Origin of the sequence: Thalassotalea crassostreae (genome assembly GCF_001831495.1) — a bacterium.
Taxonomy (GTDB): Bacteria; Pseudomonadota; Gammaproteobacteria; order Enterobacterales; family Alteromonadaceae; genus Thalassotalea_A; species Thalassotalea_A crassostreae.
The window spans coordinates 837,599-862,158 of sequence record NZ_CP017689.1 but is presented as its reverse complement, the minus strand read 5'-3'; the positions used below and the strand labels follow the sequence as shown (position 1 = coordinate 862,158).

The window sequence follows — 24,560 nt, the reverse complement described above, 5'->3', positions numbered from 1 at the left end:
AAAAGCAGTGACCAAGTCACTGCTTTTTTGTTACTGACTTAGCCCTTATTAGAAAGAGTTCCTGATGATTAAAATTTCCAAATCTACTCGTTTAACCTATCGTCTAATGGATGAAAATGATGCTGAGCTGTTATGGCAATTGGATCAAGATCCGCTAGTAATGAAGTACATCAAAGATGGCGAGTTACCTTCAATGAAAGAAACTCTGACCATCAACATTCCAAGAATGAATCATTATCGAAACCCTGAAGCTGGCTGGGGGATCTGGCAAGTTAATATTGCGGCTACAAATGAATATATTGGTTGGATCATCGTCAGACCGATGAATATTATGCTTGGCACACCTGAATTAGATAATATGGAAATTGGTTGGCGTTTTAAAAGCCATACCTGGGGCAATGGCTATGCTACAGAAGCCGCTAATCACATTTGCGCCGCATTTGCTGAGCAAAGCGATGTTGAACGTTTTTGTGCGATTGCGATCAAAGAAAACGTGGCATCGGTAAAAATTATGAAAAAGATGGGCATGAGCTTTGTTAAAGAATATGTACACCACGATCCGTTAGGTGATTGGCCGGTGGTGTACTATCAAATGGCGATTAAGCGGTAGTTTATTTGAGTTTATTTGTGTTTATTTGAATTTAAAGGCGTTTGAACTATTGCTCTTCTTCATCACGTACAAAGGCTAAGTCAGTAAAGCCCATACGAGCGAACTCTTTTTGGCGAAAGTTTTTCATTATGCCCTGACCACGACTTGTCATTTCGACTTGTTGTTCCATCGCTAAGAAAGACTTTATATCAACCCCTTCTGCGGCCGCTGCGGCTTCAAAGATATCTCTAAATTTTGAAAACGAAAAAGGGATAACTTTGCGTTTTCCTTTGTATTTGTAGGTGACTTGACGGGCCATAAATTATTCCTAAATGAATGCTAAGCTAAACGCTGTTGTAACCAAGCTGAGATGTCTGCAATTTGTTCCTGACAGACGGCATGTGGCATTGGGTAAGATTTAAATGCTGGAGTAAAACCTTTCTGTTTTAACGCATTAACTAACTGTTCACCTAAACTCGGCGGCACAACCGGATCTTGACTTCCATGCATTACCAAAGTGTCTAAGGATGCATTCGCAGCACTTACTTCAACGCTATCTTTGGTCGCAAAATAGGTCGACATTGCCATTAAACCAGCAAGCGCTTTAGGGTAAGATAAAGCCGCTTCTAATGCTACAGCACCGCCCTGTGAAAAGCCTGCAATAATAATTTTATCCGCCGGCACGCCACGCTCTATTTCACGGTCAATTAACTGATGAATTGACTTCGCGTTAGCAACTAACTGCGTTGCATCTACTTTGCGTTCAATGCTCATATCTAAAATGTCATACCAAGCGGGCATAACCATACCACCATTAATCGTTACTGGGATTTTCGGTGAATGTGGAAATACAAAACGAACAGGTAAGTTGGCAGGTAAATTCAAAACCGGCACAATCGGCTCAAAATCGTGGCCATCGGCGCCAAGGCCATGCAACCAAATAACACTCGCAACTGGATTGGAATGAGTTTCTACTTCAACACAAGATAATAAAGACATGATTAATTAATACTATAAAAATTGGATAGCGCATTATACCTGACATTGCTATTACATTTAAATGAATGGAGGTAAAAATAAAACGCCGGAATACTTTAGTGAGTATTCCGGCGTTTATTGTTTTTCAAATTAGTTTGTAGAATTAGTTTATCGAATTAGCTTGTTGAAATGCTAATTTGAATTTTTCGAAGCTACTTTTCCAGCTATTTCTTCAAGATTTTAATCGAGCCATTGACGCTTTCAAGTTCAATGTCAGAGCTACCGTCACCAAAGCTACCTTCAAGCTCTGTGCCCCAATATTGACCCTTAGTACCTTTCAGACCAAAGTCTGTTTTGATTGAGCCATTACCAGTGCTTGCTTCAACTTTTGCGCCAAAGTTTTCAGGCACATATAGACGAACGCCGCCGTTAACCGTTTCAATATCAATAGAAACATCTTTTACGCTATCATCAAACGTTAACTCAATACCGCCATTCACAGAATCAACTTCAACATCAGACGCAAGACCGGTTGCGTCAATAGAGCCGTTAACTAGTTCGGCTTGCAATTCGCCGGATACATTTTTTACTGTCAATGCGCCATTTACCAATTCAATATCTTTTAAATCAATGTTTTGCGGCACCATAATAATGTAGTCAACACTACCACCATTGCTGTTATTTCCCCAGCTATTGTCATTTTTGTATTCAGTATCTACTGATACGCGATCGCCAGATTGCTTCATGTTTACCTTAATACGGTCACGGCCTTCTTGATTATCGGCGGTAATATTAGCCGTTACTTTTACCGTATTTTGTGACCATGATTCGATATCAACATCACCGTTTACGTTTTCAACGAGCAACTGACCTTTGCCAGAAAGAGTGAACTCTTTTTCAATCGTCTCTTCAATATCAGCAAAGGCGTTAAAGCTAAATACCATTGCGATGCTAGTTGTTAGCGCTGTAAATTTATTCATTATTATTTCCTTAAAAAATACTCATTTGTTCAATAGGATGCAGCTATTCACAAAAAGGTTTAAAAATACTTTTAAAATAATTTATTGAATGTGACTATAGTGGCTATCATAGTAATTTATACAAATGCTTATATAAAAACTTACTCTAACAGAATAATAAGTGAAACGAGATGCTAAATATCCAACTACTTTTGACCGGTAATGAATTAATGAGCGGTGACATTACTGATACCAATTCAGTTTTTATCGCCCGTGAACTTAAAAACTTAGGCGTTGAAGCAACCCGCAAAGTTACCGTCGGAGATAGCATTGAATTGCTTATTGCAGAAATGAATACTCTGAGTCAAAGCGCCGATGTCTTAATTGTAAATGGTGGCTTAGGGCCAACGGTTGATGATTTAACCGCGCAAGCCCTAAGTGAAGTCTGTGGTAAAGAGCTTACTTTACACCCTCTTGCTCTCGAAGACATTAAACAATGGTGCTTTAGACGTAATTTCCGTTTAAGTGGTCCAAATTTAAAACAAGCTATGTTGCCTGCACGCTGCGATATTATTCATAACCCTATCGGTAGTGCGCCTGGCTTTAGTGTGGTGGTTAACGACTGTCTCGTTATTTGTACTCCAGGTGTTCCAGGCGAATTGAAGCCAATGATGCGAGAATCAATAATACCAATCATTAAAAATAAACTACCTGCGGAATACCATACCGTTACCAAGAAGCTAAAAGTATTCGGTGTCGGTGAATCAACGTTGCAAAAACTGATTGATGAAACCTACCCTGATTGGCCAGAAGAAATCGAATTGGGTTTTCGCGCAGCAATGCCATTATTGGAGGTAAAACTTACATCTCGTCAAACCATTTCACATGACTTACGAGAGCTGTGGTATGAAAAGCTCAAAGGCCTACTTGGACAACATATTGTCAGTGAAGACGGCAAATCTTTGGCGGCGACTGTTGTTTCATTACTCAACGAGCGCAAGCAAACAATCAGCATGGCAGAATCTTGCACTGGCGGTATGATTGCATCTGAAATTACCGCAATCGCCGGCTCATCAAATGTATTTGAAGCTGGCTATGTCACCTATTCAAACCGTATCAAATCCAAATTGGTAAATGTCAGTGAAGAGTCACTGGAGAAGTATGGGGCAGTAAGTGAACAAGTGGTTAGAGAAATGACCGAAGGCGCATTAGCGCAAAGCGGAGCTGATTATGCAATAGCTGTTTCAGGAGTTGCAGGTCCCGATGGTGGAACTGATGAAAAGCCTGTCGGCACAGTATGGTTGGGTTGGGGCAACGAGCAGAAAGTTCACACTCAAAAACTTTATTTCCCAGCAACTCGTAAATATTTTCAAACATTTATGGCTAACGCAGGGCTCGATTTAATTCGCCGCATGATCTTAGAGTTTAAAGATGAACCTAGATACGTTGTTGAGCGTCAACAACAATCTAAAGCCGATTAAATTGTGGTTAAATCCACTAAAATAATTGGTCGAAATGACCAATCATTTTATTTACACTTTTGCAACATTACATATACCACTGTTATTTAAAGAGTTTTTATTTTTGGCAAACTAATTGCTCTATATTGGAATAAAAAACTATATAAAAAAATTAATATTTAAATACCGATATATTGAAGGATAGAAAATGAAAACATTAATTGCAGCAGCATTAACGACTCTTGTTGTATCAACCTCAGTACTTCCAATGGCGGCAAATGCCCATGATGGCGATAACAATTATTCATTTAGTAGCGAAGAATGTTCTGTTGATGTCAATTACGGCGTAGCTGTAGAGCAGGATCACATCCGCTTTATCGATAAAGACGAGACAGTCGTTCAAATTAATAATATGGATCAGTTGTTTATTCGAGGTAAGCAAATCGACTTAGATACGCGCCAACAAGCTTTATTGGAAGAATATGCAAAAGGCATTAATGAACAAGTTCCTGCAACAGTTAACTTAGCACTAGACGCTGTAGAAGTTGCGTTTACCGCAGTGAGTCATGTAATGGCAGGTCTTAGTGGCGATGATAAAGATTCTGACGAAAACATTGAAGCGGTATTCGATAAGATTCAAGATAAGCTGGCAAAACGATTTAATCGTGCCAACGGCAGCTACTACTTAGGTGAGCAAAGTTTTGATGAAATTGACCAAGTAATTGAAGACGACTTAGAAGAAGAAATTGAGTCTATTGTTGCACAATCTGTCGGTAACTTTTTGATCAATTTAGGCTCTGCTCTAAATGACGAAGAAGGTGACTTTGATCAACGTATGGAAGCATTTGGTGAGCGCATGGAAAACATGGGTGAAGAAGTTGAACTTGCCGTTGAAGGTAAAGCAGAAAAACTTGAAGAACAAGCGATTGAGCTTTGTGATAATTTAAAAAGCTTAGACCAGCTTGAAGCAGAGTTAACAACCAGCATTACTGAACTTGCCGACTTTGACTTAATTAAAATTGAAAGTTAATCAATAGCGATATAAGTAACAATAGATAAAAGAAAACGGGGCTAACGCCCCGTTTTCTTTTATTTAGATGACTCTTGTTTCGTGTGTTTTCGTTAATTACACGCTAGAAGCAGTTACTTATGCTCTAGGATCTGTGGCAATCACATCTTCTCGTTGACGATGCTTTTGCAAGAATGCGACTAATGCTGGAAACTTTTCAATATCTGCTTGCTCACGAAATTGCGCCCAATCAAGTAAACAATACAGACTAATACTTGGGTAATGCCAAGTATCAAAATCGCCATTACGACATTGTTCATCAAGTTCGCTAAAGACCATATCTGCGCGCTCTCTTTGCAATTTAAAATACAACGCATCATCACCAGTATTGATACCGCTATTACTGAGAATGAACATTTGCACCAGTGAATCATTAACTGCATCGATTAAAGTGAGTTGATTCTCTTCATTCCAAGTGATGGCACTCAACTCGAATTTATCCGTTAAATAACGGTAGATGACTCTTGAATCAAAAACATACTGCTCATCATCCACTAAAAATGGCACTTTTAAGGTTGGATTTTTCGCAACCAGTTCTTTACGCCCTGCTGGCGAGAATATATCCATGGTATGAAAGTCGAGTTCGATGGAATGCGTAAAAATGCGAATACGTCGAACGTAAGGTGAAGTAGTGGAACCGTATAATTTCATTTAATATCTTCCAATTGAACTAAGTTAATTGTGCTAGTTTAGCTTGGTTGAATTACAAAAGGCAGATTTTAAACTGCCTTCATTAAAAAATGATCAAATAATTGTTAGTAAACTACCAATGACTAATCGTTTTCAATTAAGCCTTTAAGCCCCTTTTGAGCAAAGCTCGGTAACGCAAAAGAAGCGCTGTGCAATGCCGCATTATAATAATCGAACTCCAGTTTGCTATTGCTTACACGTTGCCTGTCAAAATCATTAATTGGGTGATATTTTTTCGAGGCAAAAGTAAAGCTCCATAACCCACCTGGATAGGTTAGATTGGAAAAACTATAAAGATAACATTTAGGAAATACTGCATTAAGAACCTTTAACAGAGATTGCTGTATTTCTAATGCATACCAGGACGATTCTCCTTGTGAAACGACAATGCCATCATCGGTTAAACAATTAAATACGTCCTGATAGAACTCTTCACCAAACAAAGGCGCTGCAGGTCCAATAGGATCAGTTGAATCAACAATAATAACGTCAAATTTTTCTTTTGTTTGTTTTACAAATTTTACGCCATCACCTATTACCAAATTCATCTTTTCATGATCAAGTGCCGATGAGGTCTGTGGAATATGTTCTCGACAAGCGTTTACAACCATGGCATCAATTTCAACCATAGTACATTTTTCGACGTTAACGTGTCTTAATACTTCTCGAGCAGTACCGCCATCACCTCCACCGATCACCAAAACATTTTTTGGTTCAGGATGCACAAACAATGGCACATGTGTAATCATATCGTGATAGGCAAATTCATCACGTTCAGTAACCATTATTAAGCCATCATTAAGCAACATTTTTCCATGACCTTTAGTTTCAACAACATCAACTGTCTGAAATTCACTCTTCCCTGAAAAAAGTACTTTTTCAACTTTAAACTTTAATCCAAGAAAATCTTCGAAAGTTTCTTCAACCCATAAATTAGAGTGCATTGTTCTCTCCTGAAATATCCAACAATGTTGGTTTACTGTATTGCTGTGCAGGTAATATATAATTGGCAAAACAGACAAAGTAACCATTATCAAGTGTATGTTTTATCTTCGCTGAATTAACATATTCTGCTGAAATATATTCGCTAGTTAGCTCTGCAAAATTTTGTTCATTGAAGCTTAGCAAATCAAAAGAAGCCGGTTTAAGTATTGATAATAATTTAGGCGCCATAACGATTAAGTTGATGCTTGATTCAAAACTTACGTAACTACTGCCCTGTTGTGGCGTAATATGAATAGTTAGGTAATCTTTGCCGCATATTGCGTTGACTGAATAACCATACGGGTCAAATACGAAATCATCGAATACAAAGTTAGGTAATAAGTCTTGCAGCGTTAAAAATTGACGAATATCAAGGGTACTTAACCCTGGTGAAGTAAGCTTTTTAGAGGCTTGTTCGCAAATTTGATACGCCAATAACTCATAGGTCTTATCATTATCATCGGCTTTATAATCATTCTGCTGACAAAACACATAGTTGTGATGACCGTCTAACTCACCAAAACGGCAAGCATTTCCAGACATATGTTCACTCAACAAACGAATATCGTCGCCAAATGAACTTAGTTGCGCTTGCGCAAAATATTCATTTTTACGCTGGTAAATAACGTGCTCTATTTTATCCATCCCCACTTGCTCTATAAAAAACTCGACTGATTTCACAGTTACGGTTTCGCCACAAGTCAGGATTAGAAAGCGGTCGTCCCAGACAAAAAGGCTGGACTCAGATAATAGAAATGCTTTACATACATCATTTCGAATAGACGATAAGATTTGCGCGTTACAACAATTTACTAATTGTGCCCAAAATTCGTCACTAATATCGTTTAGCAGTGAAAGCTTACTGTTATCAATAAGCACTTCCGCTTTTTTTTCAGAACCTTCAAAAAACAATAGCTGCTCTCCAAACATAAAACGCAGCCATATTGGTTATTTGTTGCCAATATGACCCGAGTAAAAAGTTGCAGTATTTTACTTATAAATGAGTAAGATACAACAAATTATTTAATGACTAAAAACGTAATTTTAGTTTATACAATTTTCAAATTCATAAGCTAGTATAGATGAAAAAAAACACTATACTTTATAAAAATTTTACGCATAATTGCGCTGATTTAATTTCTATTATCAAAGTGCGGGTATTGGATAGATGGCAGCATTACTAAAAACAAAGATTAAAGATATAAATGTTGATTTGCAAAACGTAGATTGTATGTATGAATTAGCAGATGAAGCTGATGCAATTTATAGCAACAGCATTAACCTTATTGGGTTTGGATTCGACGGTACCGCTTGCTTTCGAAAAGGAGCAAAGTCTGGTCCTGATGCATTAAGAGCCGTTTCCGATGGTATTGAGTCCTACTCCCCATACTTAAATGAAGATATCGCTGATATTACCTTTTATGATTTAGGCAACCTGAGTTTATCGACACAAGCTAAATACGATGACCACGTATATACGCAGCAACAATGGCAAAAAGCCAGTGATGATTTCATCGAACTATTTGATGATATCGACTTAGCAAAACACAATGTAAAAATATTAACTATAGGTGGTGAGCACTCGATTTCGTGGGCACCAATTAAAACCTACCTTAAACAATATCCGGACTTAGTTCTACTGCACCTTGATGCTCACGCCGATTTACGCGATGGTTATGAAGGTTATCATTATTCACACGCTTCAATCATTCGTCGCTGTCTAGATCATTTTGGTAGCCAACATAAATTAATCCAGTACGGCATTCGCTCTGGCACGAAAGACGAATACCAATGGATGCGAGAAAATCTGACAATGAAAAACTCTCGTGCCGAATTACTAAAGGCTATTGCCGATATTGATGATAAAACCCCCATTTATCTGACCTTTGATTTAGATTATTTCGATCCAAGTTACTTCCCTGGCACTGGAACTCCTGAGCCGGGCGGAGAAGATTTTCATTCTTTTGTTAGCATCTGTAAGTTGCTAAAGCAAAAAAACTTTGTTGGCTGCGACGTGGTAGAGCTCGCGCCAAGTATTGATCCGACAGGTAACAGTGATGTGTTTGCAGCGAAAGTCGTGCGCGAACTAATACTGTGTTTACATTAGTTCGAAATTAAGCAATTAATTTTAACCTAGTACAAAGAGAAAAATCGTGAATTTAGAAACTAAAAATTGGTCCATTGAAGATGCCGAAAAAACCTATCGAGTTAAACGTTGGGGCAATGGCTATTTTGATATAGCTGACAATGGTGATTTACAGGTTACTCCTCGCTTCGACGAACCAAATATAAAAATCAATATGAAACATGTGATTGATGAGATGATTGAGCAAGGGATTGAATTTCCTGCGGTCATTCGTTTCCATGATATTTTGCGATCGCAGGTTTCATTATTAAACCAAACCTTTCGTACAAAAATAGAAGAAGCGAATTATCAAGGTCAATATCAAGGCGTTTTTCCCGTTAAAGTGAATCAGATGCGAGAAGTAATCGAAGAAATAGTGCAAGCTGGAAAGCGCTTTAACTATGGATTAGAGGCTGGCTCAAAACCTGAGTTAATCGCAGCACTTGCCTATAACACCAACAAAAAAGCCTTAACCATTTTAAATGGCTACAAAGATGAAGAATATTTACGACTAGCGTTGTTAGGAACCAAGATTGGTCGCAAGATTGTTATTGTTATCGAAAAATATTCTGAGCTCGTTATGTTAGCCAAATTAGCTCAACAATTAAACGTTCAGCCGATGATAGGCATACGCACAAAAATGATGGTTAAGGGCCGAGGAAAGTGGGAAAGCTCAAGTGGTGAGCGAGCCAAATTTGGCTTAAGTATTAGTGAAATGTTAAATGCGGTTAATTTACTCAAGCAAGAAAATATGCTGCCTTGTTTACAGCTGTTACATTTCCATATTGGCAGCCAACTTACTGATATACGTGCCATTAAAGAGGCGGTGCAAGAGGCCTCGCTTATCTATACTAAACTCTATCACATGGATGTACCGTTAAAGTATGTTGATGTTGGCGGCGGTTTAGCAGTTGATTATGACGGTACACAATCTACAAGTGACTCATCATGTAATTATGGCCTAGAAGAGTATGTCGCCGATATCGTTAATGGCTTTAAACAAACTTGTGATTTAGAAGGCGTACCTCACCCAAATTTAGTCAGCGAAAGTGGTCGCTCAATCACTGCTCATCATTCCTGTGTTGTTACTAAAGTAATAGGTGAAATTCACCCCGGCGGCGCCCAATATGCCACTGATAAAGTCGATGAAGAACATTTTATTGTAAGTAATATGCGTTTCTATCAAAGTGATATTACTGCAGATAATTATCAAGAAAGTTACAACGATATTAGCCAACTAAAAGAGCAAGCTGTACAAGCATTCAAGCTTGGAATCTTATCTTTGGAAGAAATGGCAAAAACTGAAACCTTATACTGGCAAGCTCTCGAGCAAATAAATGAAGAGTTATCAAAATTAGAATTTATTTCAGAAGAATTAAAAGAAATTCCAGAAAAGTTGTCCTCTCAATATTTGGCTAACTTTTCAATTTTTCAATCCGCTGCAGATTCATGGGCAATCGATCAAGTATTGCCGATCGTACCTATCAGCCGTTTAAATGAGAAACCAACAAAGCGCTGTACTTTTGTCGATATCACCTGTGATAGTGACGGTAAAATAGACAACTTCATAGGCGAAGAAAGTACGGCAAACTATATTCCAATGCATAAACTTGATAGCGGCGAGGATTATTATATTGGCATGTTTTTGACCGGAGCATATCAAGATGTAATGGGAGATATGCACAATTTATTTGGTCGTTTAAATGAAGCACATATTGTTAGCTACGACGACGACCCAAATGATTTTTACATTGAAGAGATTGTAAAAGGTACGTCCGTTGACGGCGTACTCTCAACGATGCAATATACGCCAGCAATATTGGCGCAAGCGATAAAGAAAGAAATTGATAAGGAAATCGTACGCGGTAAAATAAAGCCACGCGAAGGTGTGCAATTGATCGATTTCTATGAAGAATGCCTGCAAGGTTACACCTATTTAAAAATATAGAGAGTGTTATGACTACTGAAGAAAATGAATTTGAAAACCCTGAGTTAACGAAACAAGAACAACTTGCTCGTGAACGTGTTGGTGATGAGAAAGTTGATGAACGCTTAGAGCAATTAGCAAATCTAAGTATTGAAGATACCATGGCAATGAAAGAAAAAGCCGATGCTGTGATGGCCCAAATAGCTAACTGTAAAACTCTCAACAATGAGTCTGCTGAAATGCAGAGTATTGTTCAGCAATACCTAATGTACAGCAATTTTGCACTAAGCAAGTTGCAAGGTAAAGCCGTGGTTATCGACCATGACAGATTCTTAAAAATGGCTGACTCAATCAAAAACGATAGTGATCAAAAAGCTGCATTCGAACAATTTGGCGAAGGTACCGCCGCGCACTTTAGTGCAGCAATGGCGTACTACGCAGAAGCTAACTTAAAATAGTTGTTAGCGAAAACAAAAGGCCTGCGCCTATGTTGATAGGAGCAGGCCTTTTTTTATATTCTGAAAGTACTAAGTTAGAAATTTAACTCAGCGCCTTAACGACTAATTGCTTTTCATTGTCCTGTAAAGGTAATTCCAGCGCCGCTTGATGACCATTTTCAGACATTTTTGCCCAGGTCTTTTGTACAATAGAGATCACTTTGTCGTGTTCATGCTTTGCTGCAAAGGCGGCAAAATAAAACTGCAAAAACACTAAACAAACCACATCTTGTAGTAATTGGCTTTGTTCATTACGCTTTAATTGCTTTTTCAGCAATAACGATTGAACCTGTTCAATATCTTCTTGGCTATAGCCAACATCACTGAGTATTTCAGCACAAGTATCGGCATGAAATTTATATAGATTTTTACGCCATGTTAAATAACCTTGGCGATTCATTTCATATTCATTGCGTGGCTTTTGCCAACGACAAATATGCTGACTCCTTGCGGCAATTCGCACTACTTCATTCGCATCTGGCGCAAAACGATTCAACATGTCAGTCATGCGTTGCGAATACAGCAACTCTTTTGGATAACTTACACCTAAGTATTCTTCTTGATTAGGATCTTGGCTATTCATCGCATCAATTCGCTCGAGCGCTTTTGATAATAAAGAACTACTCATTTTAACCTTTCATTTAATAATTATTGGAATACATAAAGACTAACCAAGCAACTGTTCTTATGCAACACGTCTTACGCAATAAATGAATGTCAAAATGGCCTAAACATAGCCTATATGGTCAATTGATTCGCCAACACATAGATAAAAAAAGGGCGATGAATACACTATTCGTCGCCCTTATTATTGTCTTTGCGTTTATTAACGACTAGGAATTATTCCCACTCGATAGTCGCAGGTGGTTTACCTGAAATATCGTAAACAACACGTGAAATGCCATCGATTTCGTTAATAATTCGATTCGATACATGTCCTAGGAAGTCGTATGGCAGATGTGCCCAGTGTGCCGTCATGAAATCAATCGTTTCAACTGCGCGCAGTGATACAACCCAATCGTATTTACGACCATCGCCCATAACACCTACAGAGCGCACAGGAAGGAATACAGTAAACGCTTGGCTCACTTTATTGTATAAATCGTAGTTGTGTAATTCTTCGATGAAGATATGGTCTGCACGACGTAATAAGTCACAGTATTCTTTCTTCACTTCACCAAGAACACGAACACCTAAACCTGGTCCTGGGAACGGATGACGATATAACATGTTGTAAGGTAAACCTAACTCAAGGCCAATTTTACGAACTTCATCTTTGAATAATTCGCGTAGTGGCTCAACTAAACCAAGTTCCATATCTTCTGGCAAACCGCCAACATTATGGTGAGACTTAATTACGTGTGCTTTACCTGTAGCTGAAGCTGCTGATTCAATAACGTCAGGGTAAATTGTACCTTGCGCTAACCATTTAGCATTGGTTAACTTGCTTGCTTCTTCGTCGAAGATTTCAACAAACACGTTACCAATGATCTTACGTTTCGCTTCTGGATCACTTTCGCCGGCCATACGATCTAAGAAACGGTTTTCAGCGTCAACGTGAATGATGTTTAAACCAAAGTGGTCGCCAAACATATCCATCACTTGTTGCCCTTCGTTTAAACGCAGTAAGCCGTTATCAACGAATACACAAGTTAACTTGTCGCCAATTGCGCGATGTAAAAGCATCGCTACTACTGATGAATCAACACCGCCTGATAAACCAAGTACCACTTCGTCATCACCAACTTGTGCTTTCATCTTGGCAATTGCATCTTCAATGATTGATGCCGAAGTCCAAAGCTTCTCACACTGACAAATATCAATAACGAAGTGCTCAAGAATACGCATGCCTTGTTTAGTATGCGTTACTTCTGGGTGGAACTGTACGCCGTAGAATTTCTTCTCTTCATTCGCCATAGCAGCATAAGCACAGCTAGGAGTTTGCGCGATAGTACTGAAACCTTCTGGAATAGCTGATACTTTATCACCGTGACTCATCCAAACGTCTAATGTAGCGTTACCATTGTCACCAACAGCATCTTCAATGTTCTTGAATAACTCAGATTGAGCAATCACTTCAACTGCAGCATAACCAAACTCTTTGTGCTCTGAACTTTGCACACCGCCGCCTAGTTGCTCAGCCATTGTTTGCATGCCGTAACAAATACCAAATACTGGAACGCCAGCATTGAATACATATTCTGGAGCACGCGGTGAATTATCTTCAGTTACTGACTCAGGGCCACCAGCTAAAATAATACCTGATGGATTAAAACCTTTAATTTGCTCTTCAGTAACGTCCCAAGCCCATAGCTCACAGTAAACGCCAATTTCACGTACGCGACGAGCAATAAGTTGAGTGTATTGTGAACCGAAATCTAAAATTAGAATTCGATGATCATGAATGTCTTGACTCATAGTCTTTTCTCTTTTTTGATTTAAAAGCAACGATTGCTGCTCTCAAATATTAAATGTAGTTTCGCTTTTATTTCGTAAGTTTTTTGGGTTGTGGAATTTGGTTCTAATTCAGCTTTTATTGCACGGAGTTTGCTTTAGCAAATGAGTACATTAAAAGCTGAAGTAGGGACAAATAACCAACCCCATTAACTAACCTAGGCGATAATTAGGCGCTTCTTTGGTAATGGTTACGTCGTGCACATGCGACTCGCCCATACCTGCAGATGTGATTTTCACAAACTGTGGTTTAGTGCGCATTTCTTCGATAGTGGCAGAACCAGTTAACCCCATTGCACTGCGGATACCACCAATTTGTTGGTGAATAATTGCTGCCATCGGACCTTTATAAGCAACACGACCTTCAATACCTTCTGGTACTAATTTGTCTGCTTCGTCTGATTTTTGGAAGTAACGATCCGATGAACCTTCTTTTTGGTTCATTGCGCCTAATGAGCCCATACCGCGGTATGATTTGTAATAACGGCCTTGGTATAATTCAACTTCACCTGGCGCTTCTTCAGTACCCGCTAGCATTGAACCAACCATTACACAGTGTGCACCAGCAACAAGTGCTTTAGCGATATCACCAGAGAAACGAATACCGCCATCGGCGATTACTGGAATATCAGTACCGGCTAAACCTTTAACGGCTTCTGAGATAGCAGTAATTTGTGGAACACCACAACCTGTTACGATTCGAGTAGTACAAATAGAACCTGGGCCAATACCAACTTTAACGGCATTGGCACCAGCATCAGCTAGCGCTTTAGCGCCTTCTGCAGTTGCAATGTTACCTGCAACGATTTGTAAATCTGGGTATTGTGCACGAGTGTTTTTAACGCGATCGATAACACCTTGCGAATGACCGTGCGACGTATCGATAAGAAGAATATCAACACCAGCAGCAACTAGTGCTTCGATACGCTCATCAGTTCCAGCGCCTACACCAACGGCAGCACCAACACGTAAACGACCAAACTCATCTTTACAGGCGTTCGGTTTGTTTTCCGCTTTTTGATAATCTTTTGCCGTGATCATACCGCTGATCTCAAAGTTATCAGTAACAACTAAGATTTTTTCAATGCGGTGTTCGTGCATTAGGTTTAAAATTTCTTCACGAGACGCATCAGCTTTTACTGTGACTAGCTCATCTTTCTTGGTCATTAGCTGTGAAACTTTTTTGTTTAAGTCAGTTTCAAAACGTAAATCACGAGAAGTGATAATACCAACTAAGTTGCTTGCTTCATCGACAACAGGGAAACCTGAGAACTTAAGTTCATCAGCTAATTTCAATACGTCTAAAATGGTAATATCTGGACTAACCGTAACTGGATCTGTCACAATGCCACTTTCAAACTTCTTAACTTGACGGACATTGCTTGCTTGTTCAGCAATGGTCATGTTTTTGTGGATAAAGCCTAAGCCACCTTCTTGCGCAAGCGCAATCGCAAGGCGCGCATCGGTAACAGTATCCATAGAGGCAGATAAAATTGGAACATTAAGTTCAATTTTGCTGGTTAGTTTAGTTTGTAGGTTTGCAGTGTGCGGTAAAACCGTTGAGTGGGCTGGTACTAGTAGTACATCATCAAAGGTTAGAGCTTCTTGAGCTATTCTTAACATGGCAACATTCTCGCTTATGTGGGAGTAGGTAATATTGCGAACGGATTTTAACCACTTTAAGGCATTTCGTAAACCTAAATTTTGTAAAAAAACGCATTTAATCTTAAAAACAATATAAAAGTAACAAATGAACCACTTTGAACAAAGCAAACAGCATATATTACAGGTAAGTGAGCTTACTAAAAAAGTACGTTTTATTCTCGAATCAGAGCTTAGAACACTATGGTTATGTGGTGAAATATCAAATTTCATCGCGGCTAGCTCTGGGCATTGGTATTTGTCACTAAAAGACAGTAAAGCCCAAGTGCGCTGTGCAATGTTTAAGGGCAATAATCGCTACACAAGAATCAAACCGCAAAATGGCCAGCAAGTACTGGTCAAAGCAAAAGTATCTTTATACGAACCTCGCGGCGATTTTCAATTAATCATCGAACAAATGGAAGATGCTGGTGAAGGCTTACTAAGGCAGCAATTTGAATTATTAAAAGGACAATTGCAGGCAGAAGGTCTCTTTGACCAGCGATACAAACAACCTATCCCTGATACAGTAACTAAGGTTGGCATCGTAACGTCCAGCACAGGTGCTGCGGTAAAAGATATATTAACCGTACTAAATCGTCGTAATCCGAGTATTGAAGTCATTATTTACCCTACCCTAGTGCAAGGTGAAACCGCGGCAAATAGCATTAGCGATGCCATTTATACCGCCAATGAACGAGACGAATGTGATGTCTTGATTGTTGGCCGTGGCGGCGGCTCATTAGAAGACTTATGGGCGTTTAATGAAGAGCCTGTAGTTCGAGCAATATTTGACTGTGAGATTCCAGTAATTAGTGCTGTTGGCCATGAAGTTGATACGTCACTGTCTGACTATGTTGCCGATTTGCGAGCCCCCACTCCTTCTGCCGCAGCCGAATTAGTATCAAAAGATAATCAAGCAAGAATTAATCAACTTGTTCATTTAAAACAACGACTGACTCAGCAAATTCGCCAGCTAATTAGCGATCATAAAGCGAATTTTCAGTACTTTAATCATCAGTTAGCAATGCTAAGTCCAGTGCAACAACTGCAAAGCCAGCAGCAACTGAGTGACGACTTGCAAATGCGATTGATACAGGCGATGCAAAGGCAACAAGTGAGCCTGAACAATTCTATTGCACTACTTCAAACAAGACTTAATGGTCAAAGCCCTGAAACATTGCTTATTAGAGCCAAGCAGCAGCATGCTCAGTTACAACCCCGTTTAATTAAGGCGATGTTGCAGTTAAAAGATAAAAAGCAGCAGCAACTTGCTAAGAACGCGCACAACCTTAATATTGTCAGCCCACTGGCAACTATAGCGCGTGGTTACTCAATCAGTAGAGATGAACAAGGTAATATAATTAAGCGTGTGGCTGATGTGAGTAGATCAGAGCAACTCAGTACGCAATTAAACGATGGTATGGTGTTCAGCAAAATCATCAGCATCGAGAAAAGCGAATAACGTTTAGTTTGTTTTAGCTTATTTTACAGCCAGCGACGAACCCTTTTGCAATACTCTGTGTAATCTTGGCCGAATACTTTAGTCAACATTCGTTCTTCAGGTAATATTTGAAAATAGTGAAGATAACGGACAAAGACTATCACTAATAAATAGGCAAATAATGTCTGCTTATATACCGCGCCAGCAAATATCATTAACACAAACCCTAAGTACATCGGATTACGGCTAATGCGAAAAATGCCGCTATCAACCAACTTACTCGCTTTATCAGGACTCATTGGATCGACTGTTGTTTTAGCGATGCGAAAGCTAATGATTGCAAAAACGACAATCGCTATTGCTGAGAAAATTATGCTTTTGATGATGATTGGAAGGAATTCAGAGCCTACAGGTACAGCGAAAATTGTTAATGGAATAAACTTAATCGCGGCAACAAACATCAAAAATAATAATGCTGGTGGTATTTTAAGTTCTAAGAATTTCAATTTCGTCCCTAACAAACAGTGAGTAATACCAATTGAGATAAACAGTTGTTATTAATATAGTTTATCTATTTGAAAAACGTTATAAAAATAGTACTTTTAGCTCATAAAAAAGGCCGCATTTATATAATGCAGCCTTAATATTTTAAGCGAGTTTATCGCTTAGCTATTTGTTTTAAGCTATTTCTTTTTAGCTTTTGCCTCTTCACTCCACCCTTGAGTTTCACGAGCCTTTTTCTTCTTCTCGGTATAAGTCAATTTACGCTTACCGGCAAATGGGTTAACTGTGCCTCTAAATTCTACTTTGATTGGCGTACCCATAATTTTCAGCGATTTTCTGAAATAGTTAATCAAGTAACGCTTATAAGATGCCGGTAATGCATCCACTAAATTACCGTGAATAACAATCAATGGCGGGTTATAACCACCAGCATGAGCATATTTCAACTTAACACGATTACCGCGAATAAGCGGCGGTTGGTGATCAAACGCAGCCATTTCCATGATCTTGGTTAGCATTGCTGTCGAGGTACGTTTAGTCGCACTATCGAATGCTTCTTCGACCGACTCAAACAAGTGACCAACACCTGTACCATGTAGCGCTGAGATAAAGTGAATACGGGCAAAATCGATAAACCCTAAACGTCTATCGAGTTCAGACTTTATACGTTCTTTTACGTCGTTATCTAGACCATCCCATTTATTGATTGCGATAACCAGTGAGCGACCTGAGTTTAAGATAAAACCTAACAAGCTTAAATCTTGGTCAGTAATACCTTCACGAGCATCCATTACTAATAAACATACGTTTGAATCTTCAATGGCTTGAAGAGTTTTTACTACCGAAAATTTTTCGATAGCTTCAGTCATATTTTTACGACGACGAATACCGGCTGTGTCGATTAACGTATACTCTCTTTCACCACGTTCCATTGGAATATACACACTGTCACGTGTCGTACCAGGCATGTCGTAAACCACAACACGTTCTTCACCCAAAATACGATTAATTAGAGTTGATTTACCAACATTCGGTTTACCAACAATAGAAAGTTTAATCTTATCGTCTTGCTGTGTTTCATTGCTATCGTCGAATTCTTCACCTTCAGCAAGGTCTAAAAACTCATCTTCTTCATCTGTTTCTTCTTCGTCACTAATATCTTCGATATGCGGAGCTAACGCAAGATTAATCAACTGAGTAACACCACGGTTATGCGCCGCAGCAATCGGGTGAACTTCGCCTAGACCAAGGTTATAAAATTCGGCAATTGCAGAATCAGCATCAACACCATCAATTTTATTGGCAACTAAAAATACTTTTTTACTTTGCTTACGTAAGTGCTCACTAATCGCTTGGTCTGCAGCAGTTAAACCTGCTCTTGCATCAACCATAAATAAAACAGCATCCGCTTCATCGATAGCCATCAATGATTGCTCTGCCATTTTTGCATCAATACCTTGCTCGTCACCTTCAATACCACCGGTATCAATGACGATAAAAGGCAATCCTTCGACATCGGCTTGGCCGTACTGGCGGTCGCGGGTTAATCCCGGAAAGTCAGCAACTAACGCGTCACGTGTTCGAGTTAAACGATTAAATAATGTTGATTTACCCACATTTGGGCGACCCACTAGGGCGACAACAGGAAGCATGGCTACCTCAAAAATTAAAAAACATAAAATAAATAACGGCCCCGTAATTATTACGGAGCCGTTTTAACTTTAGCAAAGAGTTGTTTATTCTAACAATCTAATAGTTAAATAACTGTTAGAAGATGTACTCTATATTAATCCAATGATTAATCTTTGCTTTCGTCTACTGCAATAACATCTGGCGTTGCGATAACTTCTAATTCGCCATCACGTGTTTGTGCGTAGATTAAATTTTCATGAACGATAGGTGTCACATAAATGCCACTATCATCAATCTGATGACGTGCAACGATTTCACCTGACGTCTTATCTATCCAGTGTAAATAACCTTCAAAGTCACCTACTACAGCATAATTATCAATTGCGGCAACACCGGTAGTTCCACGATTAGTTAGCAATAAGTTACTCCATAATTCCATGCCAGAATTACGATTAATTGCATATACATGGCCTTGAATATCTGTTGCGAAAATTCTGTTGCCGCTAATTGTTAATTGGCGGTATGAAGAATAACTACGTTTCCAAAGTACACGTCCACTGCGTAATTCAATTGCAGCTAAGTTACCATTTGATGAAATCGCATAAATTTTATCGCCGAAGATTACTGGTGTTACGTCAACATCAACAATACGTTCTAATTCAGTCGCGCCACTAGCTTCACCAATATCAGCAGCCCAGCCTTGTTGACCGTTCTCGATAACAACAACGACAACTTCTCCAGCTGCACTACCTATAAAGGCACCACCAGAAGATGTGGCTACGCCACTGACACCACGCAATGACAATGGTGGCACAGCTTGCTCTACTTTCCAGCGCTCTTCACCTGTGTCTCTGTCAAGTGCTACTAAAGCCCCAGCGGCGGTATTTACAATAACTAAATTGCTATCAAAGGCAGGTTTTGAAATTACTTCACCTGCCACCTTCGCTTGCCAAACCAGTTCACCGGTTTCCAGCTCCAATGCAAATACATCACCGTTTTCACTACCCCAAATCACCATGCCGTAGCCAACGGAAGCACCGCCAGAAATACGAGCAGGAATTGGATCATCAAAAAAGCCTAATTCGTTATGAATATCACTTAGGTCAGCCGACCATATTTCATCACCAGTGGCGATATCTAATGCGTAAGCATCACCAGAGCGACCTGAAACGTAAACTTTATCTTTTGAAATTGCTGGTTGTAACCTTGAAAAGTAATGTTCTACACCGTCGGTGCTCATACTCCACTTTACTTCAGGCTCAAACAATTCATCGATTTCGGTTAATTCTGCAACCGGATTTATTTCTTCTTCATCGTCTGATGAACAAGCAAATAATGTTGTTGCTAGCAATAAAGAAGCAACGAGACGTTTATTCAATATATTCAAAATAGTCTCCTAACCGGCGACAACTACAGCTAAATCATCTATTTTAGTTTGTAATGTAGGGTTAGTTTCTAAACCGCCTGCATTGGCAGCTGCTTGGTATGCAGTGCGTGCTAATTCTTTATTGCCTTGAAGTAGATATGTATCACCTTTAATTTCTTCAACATCTGCTAGGTATGATTCTGGTAGAGGGTTTGCCAGTGTTGCTAATGCTTTTTCGTAAGCTTGTTGTTGTACTTGAACACGAGCTAAACGCAATGTTGCAATCGCTTTAAGGTCAGCGCTTTCTGCATTAGTGATTGCCGTAGTTAAGTGTTTTTCAGCACCGACCCAATCTTGATGGCTAACTGCATCTTTTGCTAATGCCATTGCTGCTAATGATGAATATGCTGTACCTTGGTTAGCGGCGATAAATTGCTCAGTATTCTCTCGGAAACCTTCGGTTTCGTTGGCGTAGTTTTCAATCGTTTGTTGATATTCTGCCGCTGCAACGTATTGCGCTTCAACTTGGCTCTCTTGATACAAGTTCCAACCAACAAATCCACCTAGGCCAATTACTAAACCAGCGATTATAGAATTACCGTTGTCTTTCCAGTATTTTTTAATCGCTTCAACTTGCTGTTCTTCAGTTTGATATGCTTCCACTTTACTACCCTTAAATTAATTCTGTTAAAACAGCAGCCATTTGTGCAAATGGTACTGATTGTTGCTCTTTATTTTCACGTAAATATTTAATCGTTGCTTGCTGATTTTCAATTTCAGAATCACCTAAAATCACAGCTATTTTTGCACCTGATTTATCTGCGCGTTTCATTTGTTTATTAAACTTACCGCCACCGCAGTGAGTTTGAATTCTTATTTCAGCGACGTCATCGCGCCATTGTTCAGCTAAAGCAACACCGGTAATTTCTGCTTGTTCACCAGACATTACCACATAGACATCTGTTGTTGCTCTAATATTTTCAAGCTTTTCAAGTTCAGTCAACATTAAGACTAATCGTTCAATGCCTAAAGCAAAACCGACTGCCGGTGTACCTTTACCACCAAGCTGTTCAACAAGGCCATCGTAACGACCGCCAGCACACACTGTACCTTGTGCACCTAAGCTGTCTGTAACCCATTCAAACACGGTACGATTGTAATAATCCAAGCCTCGTACCAAACGCTCATTAATGGTGTACTTAATACCCGCAGCATCTAAACGTTTTGTTAAACCAGCAAAGTGTTCTACTGATTCTTCATCTAAGTATTCAGATAATTTAGGCGCATCAATCAATAATGCTTGCACGTCTTTATTCTTACTGTCTAACACACGCAACGGATTTGAATGCATACGACGCTTTGAGTCGTCATCAAGTTTGCTTTCATGTTCCGTTAAAAATACCACTAACGCATCACGGTAATCTGCACGTGCCTGGTTTGAACCAAGAGAGTTCAACTCTAGTGTGACAAATTCATTGATGCCAAGTTCCTTCCAAAGACGAGCACTTAACATAATTACTTCTGCATCGATGTCTGAACTCGCAATTCCATAGCTTTCTATACCGAATTGATGGAACTGACGGTAACGACCTTTTTGTGGACGTTCATGTCTAAACATTGGGCCCATATACCAAAGACGTTGTTCTTGGTTATATAGTAAACCATGCTGATTACCAGCTCGCACACAACTTGCTGTGCCTTCAGGGCGCAGTGTTAAACTATCACCGTTGCGATCTTCAAAGGTGTACATTTCTTTTTCAACAATATCGGTAACTTCACCAATACCGCGTTTAAAAAGGTTTGTAGACTCAACGACTGGCATACGAATTTCCGCATAACCATAATTGCCTGCAACGCGACGCATTACTTGCTCAACCATTTGCCATTTGTTGGTTTCACCCGGCAAACAGTCATTCATGCCACGGATTGCTTGAATAGCTTTACTCACTTATGTACGTCTCTTGAAAATTATACCAAGCATAAACTTGGTATTTTAAAAATTAAAGGTGGGCATTATAGGGCATTATTGCTTATTCTTACAACAATAACGCCACATTTAGCATAGATATTAAGTGATATTTACACTTCTTTAATATCTATTTTTTTATCGGGGTTAATTAAATCGGCTTTTGCTCGAATTTTTCGCTCTAGCTGATCGATAACATCTGAGTTATCAATGCGCTCTCTTTGACGCTCACCATCTAAGTAAAATCCTGATTTTTTAGCGCCACCGGTTAGGCCTAAATCCGAAACTAACGCTTCACCAGGACCATTAACTACACAACCAATAATGGAAACATCCATAGGAGTGAGAATATCTTCAAGTCGCTCTTCAAGGGCATTGACAGTAGAAATAACATCGAACTCTTGGCGAGAACAACTTGGACAAGCAATGAAATTGATACCACGAGAACGCAAGCGCAGTGATTTTAATATATCAAAACCAACTTTGATTTCTTGTACCGGATCTGCGGCAAGTGATACTCGTAAAGTGTCACCAATACCTTCGGCTAATAACATGCCTAATCCAACAGAAGACTTCACAGTTCCAGATCGAAAACCACCGGCTTCTGTAATCCCCAAATGCAATGGATTATCAATTTGATTCGATAATAAACGGTATGCACCAACGGCTAAAAATACGTCTGATGCCTTAACACTTACTTTAAATTGATCGAAGTTTAAACGGTCTAATATATCGACATGACGCATCGCAGATTCTAGTAATGCTTCAGGTGTAGGTTCTCTATATTTCTCTTGAATATCACGTTCTAACGAACCGCCATTAACACCGATTCGAATAGGGATATTTTTGTCGCGCGCAGCATCGACAACGGCACGAACTCGGTCTTCACGGCCGATGTTGCCAGGATTAATTCGCAGACAATCAACACCATACTCAGCCACTTTTAAGGCAATTCGATAATCAAAATGAATGTCGGCGACTAACGGCACTTTCACTTGTTGCTTAATTTGTTTAAACGCTTCGGCAGCATCCATCGTCGGAACACTAACACGAACAATATCAGCACCAACATTTTCAAGGGCTTTGATTTGATTGACGGTAGCCTGAACATCAGTCGTTAAAGTATTCGTCATCGACTGAACACTAATTGGTGCTCCGCCACCTACAGGTACATTGCCAACCATGATTTGTTTGGTTTTACGACGTTTTATTGGGTTTTCACTAAACATAATAACTCTAAGTTTTGTCTTAAATGACTTGGTTGCAACTGACTATTGAAAAACAGGCAACTAAAATATTGTCTTACTATTGTTTAGGCCAAACAAACTTTGCAATTTGGCCTTGTTGAAATTGACTCATATCAATGGCTTGTTGATTGTAATCAATTTCTACTAATTCAGGTTTTCCAAGTGTAATTGAAAACGGCGTAGCACCAGTTAATGTCATTACATAGCCAGATTTTTTTATTCCCCAAGCTAAACGTTTACCGTCTGCATCGAAAATATTTACCCAGCAATCACCGGAGAAAGTAAAACTAAAGGTGTCTAAAACTGCAGGTTGCTCAACCGCTATTTCTGCTTGCTCTGTTTCGTCAACTAGAACAGCGTCATTTTCTGCGCTTTCAAGCTCGGTATTGGTTTCAACGTTTTCATCGGCAGTTGATTCAGTTGAGTTATTAAATATCAGCTGATCATCCTGGGCAACTTCGTCAATATCATTAGTCGTTAGTTCTACTTCATCATCAGTTGATGACGCTAATTGAATTGAGTCATTGGCAGATACATCGCCTTGTTCACTCGACGCTAATGGATCGGAAATGGTATCAATGACTTCACTCGGTTCATTGTTTGCCGCATTATCTTGCCAATACCAAACAAAAGTCATCACAATTAATGCAAATACGATTAAGTATATAACAAGCATCAATCGATTATTTTCAGCCTTTTTGCGGGTAATTTGTGAGAAACTTTTCATTTCATCACCCTGCTGTTTAGCCACTCCAAGCATTTCGTAGCTGGCTAAAATCTCTTCCTGATCAACGCCCACAAGTCGAGCGTAATTGCGCAGATAACCACGAACGAATGTTTCAGGTGTATTGCCATCATACTCCTCTGCTTCAATTTCTTGCACGAGTGTCACTCGTAAATTCAAGCGTTGTGCGACATCCGCAATACTTAATCCTGCTTTTTTTCTGGCTTCACGAAGTATGTGACCTGGCCCTACAACTTCAATATCTTCACTGATATCAATAGGTTCTTTGTCATTACTCATTAAT

The 24,560-nt window shown here is 39.3% G+C and carries 23 protein-coding genes; 7 read left to right on the top strand and 16 right to left on the bottom strand.

Translation table 11 applies throughout. The features are described 5' to 3' along the window. Positions 1-64: 64 nt before the first annotated feature. Positions 65-610 (top strand): GNAT family N-acetyltransferase, encoded by a 546-nt coding sequence (locus tag LT090_RS03835; protein WP_068546110.1) that lies wholly within the window; start codon positions 65-67, stop codon positions 608-610. 46 nt (positions 611-656) lie between these two features. Here the strand turns inward: LT090_RS03835 and LT090_RS03830 are convergent, their stop codons facing one another. The 3 genes from LT090_RS03830 to LT090_RS03820 all read right to left on the bottom strand — a co-directional run bounded on the left by LT090_RS03830 (position 657) and on the right by LT090_RS03820 (position 2,547). Continuing rightward, a complete protein-coding gene (locus LT090_RS03830) occupies positions 657-908 on the bottom strand; it encodes a DUF2960 domain-containing protein (protein WP_068546111.1) in 252 nt (83 codons plus the stop codon). Positions 909-928: 20 nt separating this feature from the next. Next, positions 929-1,588, bottom strand: a complete 660-nt coding sequence (locus tag LT090_RS03825) for an alpha/beta hydrolase (RefSeq protein WP_068546112.1) — start codon at positions 1,586-1,588, stop codon at positions 929-931. A 203-nt stretch (positions 1,589-1,791) separates the two neighbouring features. Continuing rightward, positions 1,792-2,547: a DUF4097 family beta strand repeat-containing protein gene (locus LT090_RS03820; RefSeq protein ID WP_068546113.1), complete on the bottom strand. Its 756-nt coding sequence runs from the start codon at positions 2,545-2,547 to the stop codon at positions 1,792-1,794. Positions 2,548-2,717: 170 nt separating this feature from the next. Between LT090_RS03820 and LT090_RS03815 the strand changes: the two genes are divergently transcribed. Together LT090_RS03815 and LT090_RS03810 are read left to right on the top strand one after the other, a co-directional pair. Continuing rightward, positions 2,718-4,007 carry a CinA family nicotinamide mononucleotide deamidase-related protein gene (locus tag LT090_RS03815; protein ID WP_068546114.1) on the top strand — a complete coding sequence of 430 codons (1,290 nt, stop codon included), beginning with the start codon at positions 2,718-2,720 and terminating at the stop codon, positions 4,005-4,007. A gap of 187 nt (positions 4,008-4,194) precedes the next feature. Next, positions 4,195-5,016 (top strand): DUF2884 family protein, encoded by an 822-nt coding sequence (locus LT090_RS03810; protein ID WP_068546115.1) that lies wholly within the window; start codon positions 4,195-4,197, stop codon positions 5,014-5,016. Positions 5,017-5,133: 117 nt separating this feature from the next. On the opposite strand, the gene LT090_RS03805 is transcribed toward LT090_RS03810, so the two are convergent. The 3 genes from LT090_RS03805 to LT090_RS03795 all read right to left on the bottom strand — a co-directional run bounded on the left by LT090_RS03805 (position 5,134) and on the right by LT090_RS03795 (position 7,659). Further along, positions 5,134-5,706, bottom strand: a complete 573-nt coding sequence (locus tag LT090_RS03805) for a glutathione S-transferase family protein (protein ID WP_068546116.1) — start codon at positions 5,704-5,706, stop codon at positions 5,134-5,136. Positions 5,707-5,828: 122 nt separating this feature from the next. Next, positions 5,829-6,689: a polyamine aminopropyltransferase gene (speE, locus tag LT090_RS03800; RefSeq protein WP_068546117.1), complete on the bottom strand. Its 861-nt coding sequence runs from the start codon at positions 6,687-6,689 to the stop codon at positions 5,829-5,831. Continuing rightward, entirely contained in the window at positions 6,679-7,659 is a 981-nt protein-coding gene (locus LT090_RS03795) for a hypothetical protein (protein ID WP_068546118.1), read from the bottom strand. Before LT090_RS03795 ends, speE begins: the two co-directional genes overlap by 11 nt. A 238-nt stretch (positions 7,660-7,897) precedes the next feature. Between LT090_RS03795 and speB the strand changes: the two genes are divergently transcribed. Genes speB through LT090_RS03780 form a run of 3 tightly spaced genes read left to right on the top strand, consistent with a single transcriptional unit; the run spans position 7,898 to position 11,239 of the window. Further along, entirely contained in the window at positions 7,898-8,836 is a 939-nt protein-coding gene (gene speB, locus LT090_RS03790) for an agmatinase (RefSeq protein ID WP_226996520.1), read from the top strand. A gap of 46 nt (positions 8,837-8,882) precedes the next feature. After that, a complete protein-coding gene (gene speA, locus LT090_RS03785) occupies positions 8,883-10,802 on the top strand; it encodes a biosynthetic arginine decarboxylase (RefSeq protein WP_068546119.1) in 1,920 nt (639 codons plus the stop codon). Positions 10,803-10,810: 8 nt separating this feature from the next. Further along, on the top strand, positions 10,811-11,239 hold the full coding sequence (locus LT090_RS03780) for a TipAS antibiotic-recognition domain-containing protein (protein WP_068546120.1): 429 nt from the start codon (positions 10,811-10,813) through the stop codon (positions 11,237-11,239). An 82-nt stretch (positions 11,240-11,321) separates the two neighbouring features. Here LT090_RS03780 and LT090_RS03775 read toward each other — a convergent pair whose 3' ends face one another. The 3 genes from LT090_RS03775 to guaB all read right to left on the bottom strand — a co-directional run bounded on the left by LT090_RS03775 (position 11,322) and on the right by guaB (position 15,355). After that, complete coding sequence (locus LT090_RS03775; protein ID WP_068546121.1) at positions 11,322-11,906, bottom strand: DUF4202 domain-containing protein; 585 nt, start codon at positions 11,904-11,906, stop codon at positions 11,322-11,324. Between the two features lie 212 nt (positions 11,907-12,118). Further along, positions 12,119-13,696 carry a glutamine-hydrolyzing GMP synthase gene (gene guaA / locus LT090_RS03770; RefSeq protein ID WP_068546122.1) on the bottom strand — a complete coding sequence of 526 codons (1,578 nt, stop codon included), beginning with the start codon at positions 13,694-13,696 and terminating at the stop codon, positions 12,119-12,121. 189 nt (positions 13,697-13,885) lie between these two features. After that, positions 13,886-15,355 (bottom strand): IMP dehydrogenase, encoded by a 1,470-nt coding sequence (gene guaB, locus LT090_RS03765; RefSeq protein WP_068546123.1) that lies wholly within the window; start codon positions 15,353-15,355, stop codon positions 13,886-13,888. A 127-nt stretch (positions 15,356-15,482) separates the two neighbouring features. On the opposite strand from guaB, the gene xseA reads away from it, so the two are divergent. Further along, entirely contained in the window at positions 15,483-16,838 is a 1,356-nt protein-coding gene (gene xseA / locus LT090_RS03760) for an exodeoxyribonuclease VII large subunit (protein WP_068546124.1), read from the top strand. Positions 16,839-16,861: 23 nt separating this feature from the next. Here the strand turns inward: xseA and LT090_RS03755 are convergent, their stop codons facing one another. The 7 genes from LT090_RS03755 to LT090_RS03725 all read right to left on the bottom strand — a co-directional run bounded on the left by LT090_RS03755 (position 16,862) and on the right by LT090_RS03725 (position 24,556). After that, positions 16,862-17,323: a methyltransferase family protein gene (locus tag LT090_RS03755; protein WP_068546125.1), complete on the bottom strand. Its 462-nt coding sequence runs from the start codon at positions 17,321-17,323 to the stop codon at positions 16,862-16,864. A 177-nt stretch (positions 17,324-17,500) separates the two neighbouring features. Then, positions 17,501-18,973, bottom strand: coding sequence for a ribosome biogenesis GTPase Der (der, locus tag LT090_RS03750; RefSeq protein ID WP_068546126.1), 1,473 nt, complete (start codon positions 18,971-18,973; stop codon positions 17,501-17,503). Between the two features lie 146 nt (positions 18,974-19,119). Then, positions 19,120-20,340, bottom strand: a complete 1,221-nt coding sequence (gene bamB, locus LT090_RS03745; RefSeq protein WP_226996519.1) for an outer membrane protein assembly factor BamB — start codon at positions 20,338-20,340, stop codon at positions 19,120-19,122. A gap of 9 nt (positions 20,341-20,349) precedes the next feature. After that, positions 20,350-20,982: a YfgM family protein gene (locus tag LT090_RS03740; RefSeq protein WP_068546127.1), complete on the bottom strand. Its 633-nt coding sequence runs from the start codon at positions 20,980-20,982 to the stop codon at positions 20,350-20,352. Positions 20,983-20,992: 10 nt separating this feature from the next. Then, positions 20,993-22,267, bottom strand: coding sequence for a histidine--tRNA ligase (gene hisS / locus LT090_RS03735; RefSeq protein WP_068546128.1), 1,275 nt, complete (start codon positions 22,265-22,267; stop codon positions 20,993-20,995). A 131-nt stretch (positions 22,268-22,398) separates the two neighbouring features. After that, positions 22,399-23,514, bottom strand: coding sequence for a flavodoxin-dependent (E)-4-hydroxy-3-methylbut-2-enyl-diphosphate synthase (gene ispG / locus LT090_RS03730; RefSeq protein WP_068546129.1), 1,116 nt, complete (start codon positions 23,512-23,514; stop codon positions 22,399-22,401). A gap of 76 nt (positions 23,515-23,590) precedes the next feature. Next, entirely contained in the window at positions 23,591-24,556 is a 966-nt protein-coding gene (locus tag LT090_RS03725) for a RodZ domain-containing protein (RefSeq protein WP_068546130.1), read from the bottom strand. Between the last annotated feature and the right edge of the window lie 4 nt (positions 24,557-24,560).